The organism is Pseudomonas sp. UME65, assembly GCF_014170225.1.
In the GTDB taxonomy this organism is placed as follows: domain Bacteria; phylum Pseudomonadota; class Gammaproteobacteria; order Pseudomonadales; family Pseudomonadaceae; genus Aquipseudomonas; species Aquipseudomonas protegens.
Genome location: NZ_LZZQ01000013.1, coordinates 909,480 through 924,754, shown reverse-complemented (window position 1 = coordinate 924,754; position 15,275 = coordinate 909,480). Strand labels below are relative to the sequence as shown.

The 15,275-nt window shown below is 64.7% G+C and carries 20 protein-coding genes; 15 read left to right on the top strand and 5 right to left on the bottom strand.

The window, feature by feature from the left end; genetic code table 11:
• Positions 1 to 108: 108 nt before the first annotated feature.
• From pyrR to A9971_RS19115, 3 genes are read left to right on the top strand one after another with little or no spacing between them, the layout of a single operon-like run.
• Positions 109 to 615 (top strand): bifunctional pyr operon transcriptional regulator/uracil phosphoribosyltransferase PyrR, encoded by a 507-nt coding sequence (gene pyrR / locus A9971_RS19125; protein ID WP_011064006.1) that lies wholly within the window; start codon positions 109 to 111, stop codon positions 613 to 615.
• A 25-nt stretch (positions 616 to 640) separates the two neighbouring features.
• On the top strand, positions 641 to 1,645 hold the full coding sequence (locus A9971_RS19120; RefSeq protein ID WP_011064007.1) for an aspartate carbamoyltransferase catalytic subunit: 1,005 nt from the start codon (positions 641 to 643) through the stop codon (positions 1,643 to 1,645).
• On the top strand, positions 1,642 to 2,913 hold the full coding sequence (locus tag A9971_RS19115; protein WP_183001157.1) for a dihydroorotase: 1,272 nt from the start codon (positions 1,642 to 1,644) through the stop codon (positions 2,911 to 2,913). Before A9971_RS19120 ends, A9971_RS19115 begins: the two co-directional genes overlap by 4 nt.
• Positions 2,914 to 3,040: 127 nt before the next feature.
• Here the strand turns inward: A9971_RS19115 and A9971_RS19110 are convergent, their stop codons facing one another.
• Entirely contained in the window at positions 3,041 to 3,460 is a 420-nt protein-coding gene (locus A9971_RS19110; protein WP_011064009.1) for a TM2 domain-containing protein, read from the bottom strand.
• A 250-nt stretch (positions 3,461 to 3,710) separates the two neighbouring features.
• On the opposite strand from A9971_RS19110, the gene A9971_RS19105 reads away from it, so the two are divergent.
• Positions 3,711 to 4,334, top strand: coding sequence for a C40 family peptidase (locus A9971_RS19105; RefSeq protein ID WP_011064010.1), 624 nt, complete (start codon positions 3,711 to 3,713; stop codon positions 4,332 to 4,334).
• A 78-nt stretch (positions 4,335 to 4,412) separates the two neighbouring features.
• On the opposite strand, the gene A9971_RS19100 is transcribed toward A9971_RS19105, so the two are convergent.
• Positions 4,413 to 5,447, bottom strand: coding sequence for a type IV pilus twitching motility protein PilT (locus A9971_RS19100; protein WP_183001158.1), 1,035 nt, complete (start codon positions 5,445 to 5,447; stop codon positions 4,413 to 4,415).
• Between the two features lie 190 nt (positions 5,448 to 5,637).
• On the opposite strand from A9971_RS19100, the gene A9971_RS19095 reads away from it, so the two are divergent.
• From A9971_RS19095 to A9971_RS19045, 11 genes are all read left to right on the top strand, one after another.
• Positions 5,638 to 6,336 (top strand): YggS family pyridoxal phosphate-dependent enzyme, encoded by a 699-nt coding sequence (locus A9971_RS19095; RefSeq protein WP_041120251.1) that lies wholly within the window; start codon positions 5,638 to 5,640, stop codon positions 6,334 to 6,336.
• 34 nt (positions 6,337 to 6,370) lie between these two features.
• Entirely contained in the window at positions 6,371 to 7,189 is an 819-nt protein-coding gene (proC, locus tag A9971_RS19090; protein WP_011064013.1) for a pyrroline-5-carboxylate reductase, read from the top strand.
• A gap of 10 nt (positions 7,190 to 7,199) precedes the next feature.
• Entirely contained in the window at positions 7,200 to 7,790 is a 591-nt protein-coding gene (locus A9971_RS19085) for a YggT family protein (RefSeq protein WP_011064014.1), read from the top strand.
• Positions 7,791 to 7,804: 14 nt separating this feature from the next.
• Positions 7,805 to 8,098 carry a DUF167 domain-containing protein gene (locus tag A9971_RS19080; RefSeq protein WP_019095290.1) on the top strand — a complete coding sequence of 98 codons (294 nt, stop codon included), beginning with the start codon at positions 7,805 to 7,807 and terminating at the stop codon, positions 8,096 to 8,098.
• A 163-nt stretch (positions 8,099 to 8,261) separates the two neighbouring features.
• Positions 8,262 to 9,401 (top strand): homoserine O-acetyltransferase, encoded by a 1,140-nt coding sequence (locus A9971_RS19075; protein ID WP_041752663.1) that lies wholly within the window; start codon positions 8,262 to 8,264, stop codon positions 9,399 to 9,401.
• 7 nt (positions 9,402 to 9,408) lie between these two features.
• Positions 9,409 to 10,029 (top strand): methionine biosynthesis protein MetW, encoded by a 621-nt coding sequence (metW, locus tag A9971_RS19070; protein ID WP_011064017.1) that lies wholly within the window; start codon positions 9,409 to 9,411, stop codon positions 10,027 to 10,029.
• A 26-nt stretch (positions 10,030 to 10,055) separates the two neighbouring features.
• The gene (locus A9971_RS19065; protein ID WP_011064018.1) at positions 10,056 to 10,490 is read left to right on the top strand and encodes a DUF4426 domain-containing protein; all 435 of its coding nucleotides are present in this window, start codon (positions 10,056 to 10,058) and stop codon (positions 10,488 to 10,490) included.
• Positions 10,487 to 11,083: an RdgB/HAM1 family non-canonical purine NTP pyrophosphatase gene (rdgB, locus tag A9971_RS19060; protein ID WP_026020234.1), complete on the top strand. Its 597-nt coding sequence runs from the start codon at positions 10,487 to 10,489 to the stop codon at positions 11,081 to 11,083. Before A9971_RS19065 ends, rdgB begins: the two co-directional genes overlap by 4 nt.
• The gene (gene hemW / locus A9971_RS19055) at positions 11,080 to 12,282 is read left to right on the top strand and encodes a radical SAM family heme chaperone HemW (protein WP_259652351.1); all 1,203 of its coding nucleotides are present in this window, start codon (positions 11,080 to 11,082) and stop codon (positions 12,280 to 12,282) included. Before rdgB ends, hemW begins: the two co-directional genes overlap by 4 nt.
• A gap of 9 nt (positions 12,283 to 12,291) precedes the next feature.
• Entirely contained in the window at positions 12,292 to 12,615 is a 324-nt protein-coding gene (locus tag A9971_RS19050) for a DUF3392 domain-containing protein (RefSeq protein ID WP_011064021.1), read from the top strand.
• An 87-nt stretch (positions 12,616 to 12,702) separates the two neighbouring features.
• Entirely contained in the window at positions 12,703 to 13,251 is a 549-nt protein-coding gene (locus A9971_RS19045) for an RNA 2'-phosphotransferase (protein ID WP_183001159.1), read from the top strand.
• Between the two features lie 93 nt (positions 13,252 to 13,344).
• Here A9971_RS19045 and trmB read toward each other — a convergent pair whose 3' ends face one another.
• The 3 genes from trmB to thiS all read right to left on the bottom strand — a co-directional run bounded on the left by trmB (position 13,345) and on the right by thiS (position 15,238).
• Positions 13,345 to 14,070 (bottom strand): tRNA (guanosine(46)-N7)-methyltransferase TrmB, encoded by a 726-nt coding sequence (gene trmB, locus A9971_RS19040; RefSeq protein ID WP_011064023.1) that lies wholly within the window; start codon positions 14,068 to 14,070, stop codon positions 13,345 to 13,347.
• Positions 14,071 to 14,079: 9 nt separating this feature from the next.
• Positions 14,080 to 14,874, bottom strand: a complete 795-nt coding sequence (locus A9971_RS19035) for a thiazole synthase (protein WP_011064024.1) — start codon at positions 14,872 to 14,874, stop codon at positions 14,080 to 14,082.
• A 163-nt stretch (positions 14,875 to 15,037) separates the two neighbouring features.
• A complete protein-coding gene (gene thiS, locus A9971_RS19030; RefSeq protein WP_011064025.1) occupies positions 15,038 to 15,238 on the bottom strand; it encodes a sulfur carrier protein ThiS in 201 nt (66 codons plus the stop codon).
• Positions 15,239 to 15,275 lie beyond the last annotated feature (37 nt).

Below are 15,275 nucleotides of genomic sequence, written 5' to 3'. Positions count from 1 at the left end.
TCCTGAAGATGCGCGGCCCCGGGGCTGCGCGCCTCCTGGCCCAACACCAGCCGTAAGTTCCCGCGCCCAGCTGCCCGGCAGCAGGCGCGAGCCCACGAAGGAGCCACCATGAGCCTGCCCAATCCCGCCGCCCTGATCAGCCAGATGGCCGCTGATCTCAACGCCCACCTGGCCCAGCGCGCCATCAGCGAGCCACGCTTCATCGGTATCCGTACCGGTGGCGTCTGGGTGGCCCAGGCCCTGCTGGAGGCCCTGGGCAGCGATTCGCCCCTGGGTACCCTGGACGTGTCCTTCTACCGCGACGACTTCAGCCAGAACGGCCTGCACCCGCAGGTGCGTCCTTCGGAGCTGCCGTTCGAGATCGAAGGCCAGCACCTGGTGCTGATCGACGACGTGCTGATGAGCGGCCGGACCATCCGCGCCGCCCTCAACGAACTGTTCGACTACGGCCGGCCGGCCAGCGTGACCCTGGTCTGCCTGCTGGACCTGAACGCCGCTGAACTGCCGATCCGTCCGAATGTGGTGGGCGCGACCCTGTCGCTGGCCGCCCACGAGCGGGTAAAATTGTCCGGTCCTGCGCCGCTTCAACTCGAGCTCCAAGACCTCGCCCTCTAACTCGCCCTTTTAAGAGTCCATTGCGATGACGCCTCTAGACGCCAAGCGCCCGCTGCAGCTCAACGATCAGGGCCAGCTGCGCCACTTCCTGTCCCTCGACGGCCTGAACCGCGAGCTGCTGACGGAAATCCTCGACACCGCCGACTCGTTCCTCGAAGTCGGCGCCCGGGCGGTGAAGAAAGTCCCGCTGCTGCGCGGCAAGACCGTGTGCAATGTGTTCTTCGAGAACTCCACCCGCACCCGCACCACCTTCGAACTGGCCGCCCAGCGGCTGTCGGCGGACGTGATCACCCTGAATGTCTCGACCTCTTCGGCGAGCAAGGGTGAAACCCTGCTGGACACCCTGCGCAACCTGGAAGCCATGGCCGCCGACATGTTCGTGGTGCGCCACGGCGATTCCGGCGCCGCGCACTTCATCGCCGAACACGTGTGCCCGCAAGTGGCGATCATCAACGGCGGCGACGGCCGTCACGCCCACCCGACCCAGGGCATGCTCGACATGCTGACCATTCGCCGGCACAAGGGCGGCTTCGAGAACCTCTCGGTAGCCATCGTCGGCGACATCCTGCACTCGCGAGTGGCGCGTTCGAACATGCTGGCGCTGAAAACCCTCGGCTGCCCGGACATCCGCGTGATCGCGCCGAAAACCCTGCTGCCCATCGGCATCGAGCAGTACGGGGTCAAGGTCTACACCGACATGACCGAAGGCCTGAAGGACGTGGACGTGGTGATCATGCTGCGCCTGCAGCGTGAACGCATGCAGGGCGGCCTGCTGCCCAGCGAAGGCGAGTTCTACCGCCTGTTCGGCCTGACCACCGCGCGCCTGGCCGGGGCCAAGCCCGACGCCATCGTCATGCACCCGGGCCCGATCAACCGAGGCGTGGAGATCGAATCGGCGGTAGCCGACGGCCCGCACTCGGTGATCCTCAACCAGGTGACCTACGGCATTGCAGTGCGCATGGCGGTACTGTCCATGGCCATGAGCGGGCAGACCGCCCAGCGACAATTCGAGCAGGAGAACGCCCAGTGAAGCTCAGCATTCTCGGCGCCCGCGTCATCGATCCAAGCAGCGGCCTGGATCAAACCACCGATCTGCACCTGGAAGCCGGCAAGATCGTCGCCATCGGCGCCGCGCCTGGCGGCTTCAATGCCGTTACCACCATCGACGCCAAGGGCCTGGTGGCCGCACCCGGCCTGGTGGACCTGAGCGTCGCCCTGCGCGAGCCGGGCTACAGCCGCAAGGGCAGCATTGCCAGCGAAACCCGCGCCGCAGCCGCCGGGGGCGTCACCAGCCTGTGCTGCCCGCCGCGCACCAAGCCAGTACTGGACACCTCGGCGGTGGCCGAACTGATCCTCGACCGCGCCCGCGAGGCCGGCAACAGCAAAGTGTTCCCCATTGGCGCCTTGAGCAAGGGCCTGGAAGGCGAGCAGCTTGCGGAGCTGATCGCATTGCGTGACGCCGGTTGCGTGGCCTTCGGCAACGGCCTGAAAGGTTTCCGCAGCACCCGCACCCTGTGCCGCGCCCTGGAATACGCCGCCACCTTCGACCTGACGGTGATCTTCCACTCCCAGGACCGCGACCTGGCCGAAGGCGGCCTGGCCCACGAAGGCGCCACCGCCAGCTTCCTCGGCCTGCCGGGTATCCCGGAAAGCGCGGAGACCGTGGCCCTGGCCCGGGACCTGCTGCTGGTGGAACAGAGCGGCGTGCGCGCCCACTTCAGCCAGCTGACCAGCGCCCGCGGCGTGGAGCTGATCGCCCAGGCCCAGGCCCGCGGCCTGCCGGTCACCGCCGATGTGGCGCTGTACCAGCTGATCCTGACCGACGAGGCGCTGATCGACTTCTCCAGCCTGTACCACGTGCAGCCGCCGCTGCGCTCGCGGGCCGACCGCGATGCCCTGCGCGAAGCGGTGAAGTCCGGGGTGGTGCAAGCCATTTCCAGCCATCACCAGCCCCATGAGCGGGACGCCAAGCTGGCGCCGTTCGGCGCCACCGAGCCGGGCATCAGCAGCGTCGAGCTGTTGTTGCCCCTGGCCCTGACCCTGGTGCAGGACGGCCTGCTGGACCTGCCGACCCTGCTGGCACGCCTGAGTGCCGGCCCCGCCGCGGCCTTGCGCCTGCCGGCAGGCAAGCTGGCAGCCGGTGGTGCGGCGGACCTGGTGCTGTTCGACCCGGCCAGTTCCACCGTGGCCGGCGAGCGCTGGCTGTCCAAGGGCGAAAACTGCCCGTTCCTCGGCCATAGCCTGCCGGGCGCGGTGCGCTACACCCTGGTGGACGGGCATATCAGCTATCAGGGCTGATCGCCTGGCAAACACCCTGTAGCCGCTGCCGCAGGCTGCGAACGGCGCCGAAGGAGCCGCCGCTCCTGATGGCGCCCTGCGGCAGTGGCTACAGGCTGCGCCATCACCGCCTGCGCCGATGACGGGATCAACGGCGCTTGGCGTTCTCCAGCGATACCTGATCGTTCAGGGTCCAGAAGTCGTACAGCACCCCCAGGAAGAACAGGCCGCCGGTGAACAGGTAGATCACCCCGCTCAGCCATTTGCCCTGGTACATGCGGTGCACGCCGAAAACCCCGAGGAAGGTCAGCAGAATCCAGGCCACGCTGTATTCCACCGGACCTGCGGTAAAGCGAAGGTCCGCTTCCCGGTCCATGGACGGGATCAGGAACAAGTCGATCAGCCAGCCAATGCCCAGCAGACCGAAGGTGAAGAACCAGATAGTCCCGGTCACCGGCTTGCCGTAATAGAAGCGGTGGGCCCCGGTAAAACCGAAAATCCACAACAGGTAACCGATCACCTTGCTGTGGGTGTCATGGGTGGATGCATCCTGACGATAGGTGTTCATTAAGTGCCTCTTTGCAGGTGATAGATAAATATTCTTAAAAACTTTGTGACTTTTTTACAGGCATTCGACGTGCGGGCAATGTTACCTTCTGTTCCGCCAAAGCCTTGTACTGCCTGACTTCTGACGGTTTTCTGCGTCAAGTTGCCACCTCTTTGCCGAAGTTGACCCCAAGGTTGAATCGACAAACGGCCACGGAAGTGACCTGAAAGCTGTTATAAAGTTGCGCGCTAACCAATAAGAGCCTTGCCTAATGCGTCCATTTTTCAAGACATGGCTAACCATTTGCCTATTAATGCCACTGGCCGCCCACGCCACCAACCGTGAGCAACGACTTCCCAACGTTAATGGCTACACCCCGAAACCGCACGTTTCGACGGTCACCGCCAAGAACAAGAGCACCATCAAGCACCCCACCCGCCTGAGCAAGGCCGACAGCAAGCTGGTGGCCAACAACGCCGGCCGGCCGAGCACCACGGTTCTCAGCCGCGCGGTCAATGTCCTCGGTACACCCTATCGTTGGGGCGGCAGCAGCCCAAGCAAAGGCTTCGACTGCAGCGGCCTGGTGCGCTACGCCTTCAACGATGTCGCCGCCGTGGACCTGCCACGCACCTCCAACGCCATGGCCAGCGGCCACGGGCAGAAGGTCGAGCGCAAGGACCTGAAGCCGGGCGACCTATTGTTCTTCAACATCAAGAGCCGCAAGGTCAACCACGTCGCCATCTACCTGGGCGAAGACCGCTTCATCCACGCCCCGCGGCGCGGCAAGGCAGTGACCATCGATACCCTGAAGAAGCCCTACTGGCAGAGCCACTATGTGGTTGCCAAGCGGGTCTTGCCCAAGGAGCACGCGCCCCTGCGGGTCGTGCAACGCTGATACCCCGCTTCGCCGGCAAGCCGGCTCCTGCACCCACCTGTAGGAGCCGGCTTGCCGGCGAATGCATTTCCAGCCCCGTCAAAAGCTCTCCGGCATCCGCGCCTGCTCCCGCGCCTGATCGCGGCTGATCAACCCCTGCCCGAGCAATGCCTTGAGGCTCATGTCCAGGGTGCGCATGCCCTGGGCGCCACCCGTCTGGATCGCCGAATACATCTGCGCCACCTTGTCCTCGCGGATCAGGTTACGGATCGCCGGGCTGCCCAGCATGATCTCGTGCGCCGCTACCCGGCCACCGCCCACCTTCTTCACCAGCACTTGCGCGACCACTGCCTGCAGCGACTCGGCCAGCATCGAGCGCACCAGGGCCTTTTCCTCCCCCGGAAACACGTCCACCAGCCGGTCGATGGTCTTGGCCGCCGACGAGGTGTGCAGGGTGGCCAGTACCAGGTGCCCGGTTTCCGCGGCGGTCAGGGCCAGGCGGATGGTTTCCAGGTCCCGCAGTTCGCCCAGCAGGATCACGTCGGGATCTTCCCGCAGCGCCGCACGCAAGGCCGTGGCGAAGCTCTGGGTATCGCGCTGCACTTCGCGCTGGTGCACCAGGCAGTTCTTCTGCGGATGCACGAATTCGATAGGGTCTTCGATGGTCAGGATGTGCTGCTGGCGGTGCCGGTTCAGGTGGTCGATCATCGCCGCCAGTGTGGTGGACTTGCCGCTGCCGGTGGGCCCGGTCACCAGCACCAGCCCGCGGGGCGCCTCGGTAATCTGCCGAAACACTTCCCCCAGCCCCAGCTCCTCCAGGCTCTGTACCCGCGCGGGAATCAGGCGCAGCACCGCACCGACGCCACGGGCGTGCCGGAAGGCATTGACCCGAAACCGCGCCACACCCGGCAGTTCATAGGCGAAATCCAGGTCATTGCAGGCGGCGAACGCCTGGCGCTGTGCTTCGCTCATCAGTTCATGGATCAGCGCCTGCACCTGTGGCCCTTCCAGGGCCGGGCCCGGCAGCGGGCGAATATCGCCATCGATGCGCAACATCGGCGCCAGCCCGGCGGACAGATGCAGGTCCGAAGCGCCCCGGGAAGCGCTCAAGCGCAAGAGTTCGGTGATGTCCATAGTGCCCCCCAATTCCAGTAGAATGCCGCGAGCTTCAGACCCGCCCGCGCCTGGCAGATTCAATGGCCAGGCCGCGGACGATGCCCGACGCGACCCTTGAGCGTGGCTCGGGCCGGCGGAGAATCGAGGTCTGGTGGATTCACGCGGCAGCCGGTGGCCAGGGCCGCCGGTACTTTTGAGACGAAATCGAATGTCCACGATAGCAGACAACATTTCCCAGGTAGCCGAGCGCATCCGCAACGCCTGCCAGGCCGTACAGCGCGACCCGCACAGCGTCCAGCTGCTGGCCGTGAGCAAGACCAAGCCCGCCGCCGCCCTGCGCGAGGCCCATGCCGCCGGCCTGCGGGATTTCGGCGAGAACTACCTGCAGGAAGCCCTGGGCAAACAGCAGGAACTGGCCGACCTGCCCTTGAGTTGGCACTTCATCGGCCCCATTCAGTCGAACAAGACTCGTGCCATTGCCGAGCATTTTGACTGGGTGCACTCCGTGGATCGCTTGAAAATCGCCCAACGCCTGTCCGAACAACGCCCGGCCGAGTTACCGCCACTGAACATCTGCATCCAGGTGAACGTCAGTGGCGAAGCCAGCAAGTCCGGCTGCGCCCCGGCCGACCTGCCGGCCCTGGCCAGCGCCATCGGTGCCTTGCCACGCCTGCAACTGCGGGGGTTGATGGCGATTCCCGAGCCTACCGAGGACCGCGCTGCCCAGGACGCCGCCTTCGCCGCGGTACAACGCCTGAACAACGACCTGCGGGACAGCCTCAAGCTGCCCCTGGATACCCTTTCCATGGGCATGAGCCACGACCTCGAAGCGGCCATTGCCCAAGGCGCCACCTGGGTGCGGATCGGTACCGCGCTGTTTGGTGCCCGCGACTACAGTCAGTCCTGATGCGACTGACCCCGACCTCTTGTAAGGACCTGTCATGAACACGACTCGTATCGCTTTTATCGGTGCCGGCAACATGGCGGCCAGTCTCATCGGCGGCCTGCGGGCCAAAGGCCTGGAGGCCTCGCAGATCCGCGCCAGCGACCCGGGCGAGCAGACCCGAGCGAAAGTCGCGGCCGAACATGGCATCCAGGTATTTGCCGATAACGCCGAGGCCATCGAAGGCGTCGACGTGATCGTCCTGGCGGTCAAGCCCCAGGCCATGAAAGCCGTGTGCCAAGCCCTGCGCCCGAGCCTGAAGCCGCAACAGCTGGTGGTGTCCATCGCCGCCGGCATCACCTGTTCGAGCATGAACAGCTGGCTCGGCGCCCAGCCCATCGTGCGCTGCATGCCCAATACCCCGGCACTGCTGCGCCAGGGTGTCAGCGGCCTGTACGCCACCGCCGAAGTCAGCGCCCAGCAACGCCAGCAGGCCGAGGAACTGCTGTCCGCCGTGGGTATCGCCCTGTGGCTGGACCAGGAGCAGCAACTGGACGCAGTGACTGCCGTCTCCGGCAGTGGCCCGGCGTATTTCTTCCTGCTGATCGAAGCCATGACCGCCGCCGGCGAGAAGCTCGGCCTGCCCCGGGAAACCGCCGCCCAGCTGACTCTGCAGACCGCCCTGGGCGCCGCCCACATGGCGGTCTCCAGTGACGTTGACGCCGCCGAGTTGCGCCGCCGCGTGACTTCACCGGCAGGCACCACGGAAGCGGCCATCAAGTCATTCCAGGCCGGTGGCTTTGAAGCCCTGGTGGAAAAAGCATTGGGTGCCGCTGCGCACCGCTCGGCCGAAATGGCCGAACAACTGGGCCAATAAGGAGCCAATGATGATTGGATTGAACACCGCTGCGGTGTATGTGCTGCAAACCCTGGGCAGCCTGTACCTGCTGATCGTGCTGATGCGTTTCGTCCTGCAACTGGTGCGCGCCAACTTCTACAACCCGCTGTGCCAGTTCATCGTGCGGGCCACCCAGCCGCTGCTCAAGCCGATGCGCCGGGTCATCCCGAGCATCGGCGGCCTGGACATGTCCTCGCTGCTGCTGGCGATCCTGGTGCAACTGGCCCTGATGGCCCTGACCCTGCTGCTGACCTACGGCACCACCGGCAACCCGCTGCAACTGCTGATCTGGTCGATCATCGGCGTCACCGCGCTGTTCCTGAAGATCTTCTTCTTCGCCCTGATCATCAGCGTGATTCTGTCCTGGGTCGCCCCTGGCAGCCACAACCCCGGCGCCGAACTGGTGAACCAGATCTGCGAACCCGCCCTGGCCCCGTTCCGTCGCATCCTGCCGAGCATGGGCGGCCTGGATATCTCGCCGATCCTGGCATTCATGGTGCTCAAGCTGCTGGACATGCTGGTGATCAACAACCTGGCGGCCATGACCATGATGCCGGACATCCTGCGCCTGCTGATCTGACCCGGGCGGCCTGCATGAGTTATTACCGCTGGGACGGTGACGATCTGATCCTCGATTGCCACCTGCAACCCAAGGCCAGCAGCGACGAGTTCGCTGGCCTGCACGGCGAGCGGTTGAAGATCCGCCTCACCGCGCCACCAGTGGAAGGCAAGGCCAATGCGCACCTGATGGCGTTCCTGGCCAAGGCCTTTGGCATTCCCAAGAGCAACATCAGCCTGGTCAGCGGCGAACTGAACCGGCAGAAGCGGGTGCGCCTGCAAGCGCCGAAGAAGCTGCCGGACCTGCCGGGGCTGGCTCGCCCCGCCTGATTCGCCGGCAAGCCGGCTCCTGCGCCCCATGTTCACTGCAGGAGCTGGCTTGCCAGCGAACCTCCCACATCATTTCCCGCAACGAAACACAGCCCCGGGCTTTGCTTGCCGCTGGGGGCAGCGGTCTTTAGACTTACGCCTCATTTAAATGAGAGCAGGGTCGATGCCAACTGCCTTTCCCCCCGATTCTGTTGGTCTGGTCACGCCACAAATAGCGCACTTCAGCGAACCCCTGGCCCTGGCCTGCGGGCGCGCGCTGCCGGCCTACGACCTGATCTACGAAACCTACGGTCAGCTCAACGCCAGCGCCAGCAACGCGGTGCTGATCTGCCACGCCCTGTCCGGCCATCATCACGCCGCCGGCTACCACAGCGTCGACGACCGCAAGCCCGGTTGGTGGGACAGTTGCATCGGCCCGGGCAAGCCGATCGACACCAATAGGTTCTTCGTGGTCAGCCTCAACAACCTCGGCGGTTGCAACGGCTCCACCGGTCCCAGCAGCCTCAACCCGGACACCGGCAAGCCGTTCGGCGCCGACTTCCCGGTGCTTACCGTGGAAGACTGGGTACACAGCCAGGCGCGCCTGGCGGATCGCCTGGGCATCGACCAGTGGGCTGCAGTGATCGGCGGCAGCCTCGGCGGCATGCAGGCCCTGCAATGGACCATCACCTACCCGGACCGTGTACGGCACTGCCTGGCCATCGCCTCGGCGCCCAAGCTCTCGGCGCAGAACATCGCCTTCAACGAAGTGGCGCGCCAGGCGATCCTCACCGACCCGGAATTCCACGGCGGCTCGTTCCAGGAACAGGGGGTGATCCCCAAGCGCGGGCTGATGCTGGCGCGAATGGTGGGCCATATCACTTACCTGTCCGACGACTCCATGGGCGAGAAATTCGGCCGTGGGCTCAAGAGCGAGAAGCTCAACTACGACTTCCACAGCGTCGAGTTCCAGGTGGAAAGCTACCTGCGCTACCAGGGCGAGGAGTTCTCCGGGCGTTTCGATGCCAACACCTACCTGCTGATGACCAAGGCCCTGGACTACTTCGACCCGGCGGCCAACTGCGACGACGACCTGGCCAAGACCTTCGCCCATGCCACCGCCAAGTTCTGCGTGATGTCCTTCACCACCGACTGGCGCTTCTCCCCGGCCCGCTCCCGGGAGCTGGTGGATGCATTGATGGCCGCGCGCAAGGACGTCTGCTACCTGGAGATCGACGCACCGCAGGGGCATGACGCCTTCCTGATCCCGATCCCGCGCTACCTGCAGGCGTTCAGCCACTACATGAACCGCATTACCTTGTGAGGACACGATGAGAGCCGATCTGGAAATCATCCAGGAATGGATCCCCGCCGGCAGCCGCGTCCTCGACCTGGGCTGCGGTAACGGCGAGCTGCTGAGCTGGCTGCAGGAGCACAAGCAGGTCACCGGCTATGGCCTGGAAAACGACCCGGACAACATCGCCGAGTGCGTGGCCAAGGGCATCAACGTGATCGAGCAGGACCTGGACAAGGGCCTGGGCAACTTTGCCAGCAACAGCTTCGACATCGTGGTCATGACCCAGGCCCTGCAAGCCGTGCACTACCCGGACAAGATCCTCGACGAAATGCTCCGGGTCGGCCGCCAGTGCATCATCACCTTCCCCAATTTCGGTCACTGGCGCTGCCGCTGGTACCTGGCCAGCAAGGGGCGGATGCCGGTCTCGGAGTTCCTGCCGTACACCTGGTACAACACGCCGAACATCCACTTCTGCACCTTCGAGGACTTCGAAGAACTGTGCCGCGAGCGGCAAGCCCGGGTGATCAACCGCCTTGCCGTCGATCAACAACACCGCCATGGGTGGGCCAGTAAGCTATGGCCTAATCTCTTAGGAGAGATCGGCATCTACCGCGTCAGCAGTCCCGGCCTGCAAGATCACAAGGTCGCGGTATAAACCACGTTGCATCGAGGAGAACCATCATGGGACGTCTGGTTACATTTCTACTGGCTGCCTGCCTGAGCGTCAGCGCCCTGGCGGCGGACCCGATCAAGGGCGAACGCCAGGAAGTGTTCGGTGACATCACCGTGCACTACAACACCTTCAACTCCACCTACCTGCAGCCTGATATCGCCAGGGCGGCGGAGCTGGTCCGCAGCAAGAACCAGGGCGTGATCAACGTTTCCCTGATCAAGGACGGCAAGCCGCTGGTCGGCCAGGTCAGTGGCACAGTCAAGGACCTGACCAGCAAGAGCATCCCGCTGAAATTCCGCCAGATCACCGAGCAGGGCGCGATCTACTACATCGCCCAGTTCCCGGTGGAGCAGCAGGAAAACCGTACGTTCACCATCAATGTGCAGACTGGCGGTGACACCAACAGCTTCAGCTTCAACCAAGAGCTATTCCCGGGCGAATAATGAACCTCACGCAACTCGTACTGGCCAGCCATAACGCCGGCAAACTCAAAGAACTCCAGGCCATGCTCGGCGCTTCGGTGCAATTGCGCTCGATCGGCGAGTTCAGCAGCGTCGAGCCGGAAGAAACCGGCCTGTCGTTCGTCGAAAACGCGATCCTCAAGGCGCGCAATGCCGCACGCATTTCCGGCTTGCCGGCACTGGCCGACGACTCCGGCCTGGCAGTGGACTTCCTCGGTGGCGCCCCGGGCATCTACTCGGCCCGCTACGCCGACGGCCAGGGCGACGCGGCGAACAACGCCAAGCTGCTCGAAGCCCTCAAGGATGTCCCGCAAGCCGAGCGCGGTGCGCAGTTCGTCTGCGTCCTGGCACTGGTACGGCACGCCGACGATCCGCTGCCGATCCTCTGCGAAGGCCTGTGGCACGGGCGCATCCTTACCGCCGCCAGCGGCGAGCACGGCTTCGGCTACGACCCGCTGTTCTGGGTGCCGGAACGCAACTGCTCCAGCGCCGAACTGGGCCCCGAGGAGAAAAACCAGCTCAGCCACCGCGCCCGCGCCATGGCCATTCTGCGGCAACGCCTGGGCCTGAAATGAGTCACGAGCCCTCCGCGTCGCCGCTGATTCTCGGCGGCGCGCATACGCCCCGGGCGGCGCTGCCCCAGTTGCCGCCCCTGGCGCTGTACATCCACATCCCGTGGTGTGTACGCAAATGCCCCTACTGCGACTTCAACTCCCACGCGGCCAGCCCGACGCTACCGGAAGAGGAGTACGTCGACGCCCTGCTGGCCGACCTCGACCAGGACCTGCACGCCGTGCACGGTCGCGAGCTGAGCTCGATCTTCTTCGGCGGCGGCACCCCGAGCCTGTTCAGCGCCCAGACCCTGGGTCGGCTGCTCAAGGGCGTGGAACAGCGCATCCGGTTTGCCCCTGACATCGAAATCACCCTGGAAGCCAACCCCGGGACCTTCGAGCAGGAAAAATTCACCGCCTACCGCGCCCTGGGCATCAATCGCCTGTCCATCGGCATCCAGAGTTTCCAGGAACAGAAGCTCAAGGCCCTGGGCCGCATCCACAACGGCGATGAAGCGATTCGCGCCGCTGGCATGGCGCGCCAGGCCGGGTTCGACAACTTCAACCTGGACCTGATGCACGGCCTGCCGGACCAGTCCCTGGACGATGCCCTGGGCGACCTGCGCCAGGCCATTGCGATGAAGCCGACCCACCTGTCCTGGTACCAGCTGACCCTGGAGCCCAACACGGTGTTCTGGAACCAACCACCGGTACTGCCGGAAGACGACACCCTGTGGGACATCCAGGAAGCCGGACAGGCCCTGCTGGCCCAGCACGGCTATGCCCAGTACGAAGTCTCGGCCTACGCCCAGCCCGGGCGCGCGGCGCGGCACAACCTGAACTACTGGAGCTTTGGCGACTTCATCGGGATCGGCGCCGGTGCCCACGGCAAACTCAGCCACCCGGACGGGCGCATCCTGCGCACCTGGAAGACCCGCCTGCCCAAGGACTACCTGAACCCGGCCAAGCAGTTCAAGGCGGGCGAGAAGGCCCTGGGCAACGAAGAGCTGCCGTTCGAGTTCCTGATGAACGCCCTGCGCCTCACCGATGGCGTGGACGCTGCGCTGTTCGCCCAACGCACCGGCCTGGACCTGGGCAGCCTCGCCGAAGGCCGGCGCCAGGCCGAACAAAGCGGCTTGTTGCAGGTCGAACCGTCACGCCTGGCGGCCACGGCCCGCGGGCAACTTTTTCTCAATGACCTGCTGCAATACTTTCTGATCTAAGGAAATCACATGGATCTGGTACTCGACCTGCTCGCCACCGTGTCCCGCTGGAGTCGCAGCAACCTCTCGGAAATCGCCCTGGCACTGGTGGGCTGCCTGCTGGTGCTGTTCGGCGCGGACATCAAGGGCTGGGTCGAACAGCGCCTGGGCGGCATCGCCGGCGCCCTGCGGGTGCCGCTGATGGCCCTGCTGTGCATGGTGGGCAGCGGCCTGGCGCTGATCTACGCCACGCCGTGGATCGTCCGCGGCCTGAGCCAGTTCAACAACTACAGCCTGGCGCCAGTGCTGTTGGTGGTACTGGTGCTGATTGGCGTGGTCGCTGATCGTCGTTAATTCGCAGGGCCCCTTCGCCGGCAAGCCGGCTCCTACACCAAGCCGGCGAACGCAATCCAACGGCTGCCCCCGTTATCAAGGAAGAACATGAGCAAGAAAGTCATCGAGGACACCAGTAAGTTCCTCAGCTATGTGCTGCGCCACGAGCCCCAGGCCATCGGCCTGGAACTGGACAGCGAAGGCTGGGGCGATATCGACGCGCTGATCAGCGGTGCGGCCAAGAACGGCCGGCGACTGAGCCGGGAATTGATCGAGCAGGTGGTCGAAGGCAACGACAAGAAACGCTTCGCCCTCTCGGCTGATAGCCAGCGGATTCGTGCCGTTCAGGGGCATTCCAACAAGGCCGTGCAATTGCAGCTTGAGGCAAAGCAACCGCCCGCCGTGCTCTTCCACGGCACCGCCACGCGCTTCATGGATTCGATCAACGAAAAGGGGCTGATCCCGGGTTCACGGCACCACGTGCACCTGTCCCAGGAAATCGACACCGCCCGGGCCGTGGGCCAGCGTTACGGCCAGGTGGTGATCCTGCAGATCGACGCCCAGGCCATGCAGGCCCAGGGCTTCACCTTCTATCAGGCAGAGAATGGGGTGTGGCTGACCGACCAGGTGCCGGTCGGCTTCATCAAAGCCCTGTAGGAGCCAGCTGGCTGGCGAAGGCGACCTTGAAGGCCTCTTCGCTGGCAAGCGGAACGCCGCCCGGCAGCTCCTACAGCAGCGTGTCCGCGGGGCTCAGGCGAGCTTTTCGAACTTCAAATCCCACACGCCGTGGCCCAGGCGCTCGCCGCGACGCTCGAACTTGGTGATCGGGCGTTCGGCCGGGCGCGGTACACACTTGCCGTCTTCGGCCAGGTTGCGATAACCCGGGGCGACGTTCATCACCTCCAGCATGTATTCGGCATAGGGCTCCCAGTCGGTGGCCATGTGCAGAATGCCGCCAACCTTGAGCTTGCTGCGCACCAGCTCGGCGAAGGAAGCCTGGACGATGCGGCGCTTGTGGTGCCGGCTCTTGTGCCACGGATCGGGGAAGAACAGCATCAGCCGGTCCAGGCTGTTGTCGGCGATGCAGCGGTTGAGCACCTCGATGGCATCGCAATCGTAGACCCGCAGGTTGGTCAGGCCCTGGGTCAGCACGCCATTGAGCAGCGCGCCGACACCCGGGCGGTGAACCTCAACGCCGATGAAATCCTGCTCCGGGGCCGCTGCGGCCATTTCCAGCAGCGAGTGGCCCATGCCGAAGCCGATTTCCAGGGAGCGTGGTGCCGAACGGCCGAACACCTGGTCGTAATCCACCGGGGCGTCGGCCAGGGGCAGCACGTACAGCGGCGCGCCCTGGTCCAGGCCGCGCTGCTGGCCCTCGGTCATGCGCCCGGCGCGCATCACGAAACTCTTGATGCGGCGGTGTTGGCGCTCGTCGCCGGCTTCCGGCTGGATTGGCGTGTCGTTTGATTCAGTCATCAATAGCTCTTACTTGATCAGACCATCCAGCGGCGAAGAGGCGCTGGCATAGAGTTTCTTCGGCATGCGACCGGCGAGGTACGCCAGGCGGCCCGCGACAATTGCGTGTTTCATGGCTTCGGCCATCATCACCGGCTGCTGCGCGTGGGCGATGGCCGAGTTCATCAGCACCGCCTCACACCCCAGTTCCATGGCGATGGTGGCGTCGGAAGCGGTACCGACACCGGCATCCACCAGTACCGGAACCTTGGCTTCTTCAAGGATGATCTGCAGGTTGTACGGGTTGCAGATCCCCAGCCCGGTGCCAATCAGGCCCGCCAGGGGCATGACCGCGATGCAGCCCATTTCCGCCAGCTGGCGGGCGATGATCGGATCATCGCTGGTGTAGACCATCACGTCGAAACCTTCCTTGACCAGCACTTCGGCGGCCTTGAGGGTTTCCAGCACGTTGGGGAACAGGGTCTTCTGGTCGGCCAGGACTTCCAGCTTCACCAGGTTGTGGCCATCGAGCAGCTCACGGGCCAGGCGGCAGGTGCGCACGGCCTCGACCGCGTCATAGCAGCCGGCGGTGTTGGGCAGGATGGTGTAGCGATCCGGCGGCAGGATATCCAGCAGGTTCGGTTCGCCCGGGTTCTGGCCGATATTGGTCCGGCGCACGGCAACGGTCACGATCTCGGCACCCGAGGCCTCGATGGCCAGGCGGGTTTCTTCCATGTCGCGGTACTTGCCGGTGCCTACCAGCAAACGCGACTGGTACGTCCGACCGGCCAGGACGAAAGGCTTGTCACTACGAACGTTGCTCATCGGAAATCCTCTGTTGGGGTGAGGTTCTTGCAGAATTCTTTATCAGGCCCGGGGCGCTGGTGACCCTCGATCCGGGGCCGGTGAAAGCATGTCGTCCATGAAAGGGCCCGGAATCGGGCCAGGGCGCTGCGCAGATGAGCAGCAGCGCTATTGAAGCCAGTGACTAGCCGCCGCCGATGGCGTGGACCACTTCAACCTGGTCACCTTCGTTGAGGGCGGTTTCGGCGTGCTGGCTGCGCGGAACGATATCCAGGTTGAGTTCCACCGCGATCCGCCGTCCGGTGAGTTCCAGATGGCTCAGCAGGGCCGCAACGGTCGAGCCGTCGGGCAGTTCAAAGGATTCACCGTTCAACTGAATGCGCATGCCAAGGCCGCCATCATTTTTAGGGGCCAGCATTCTA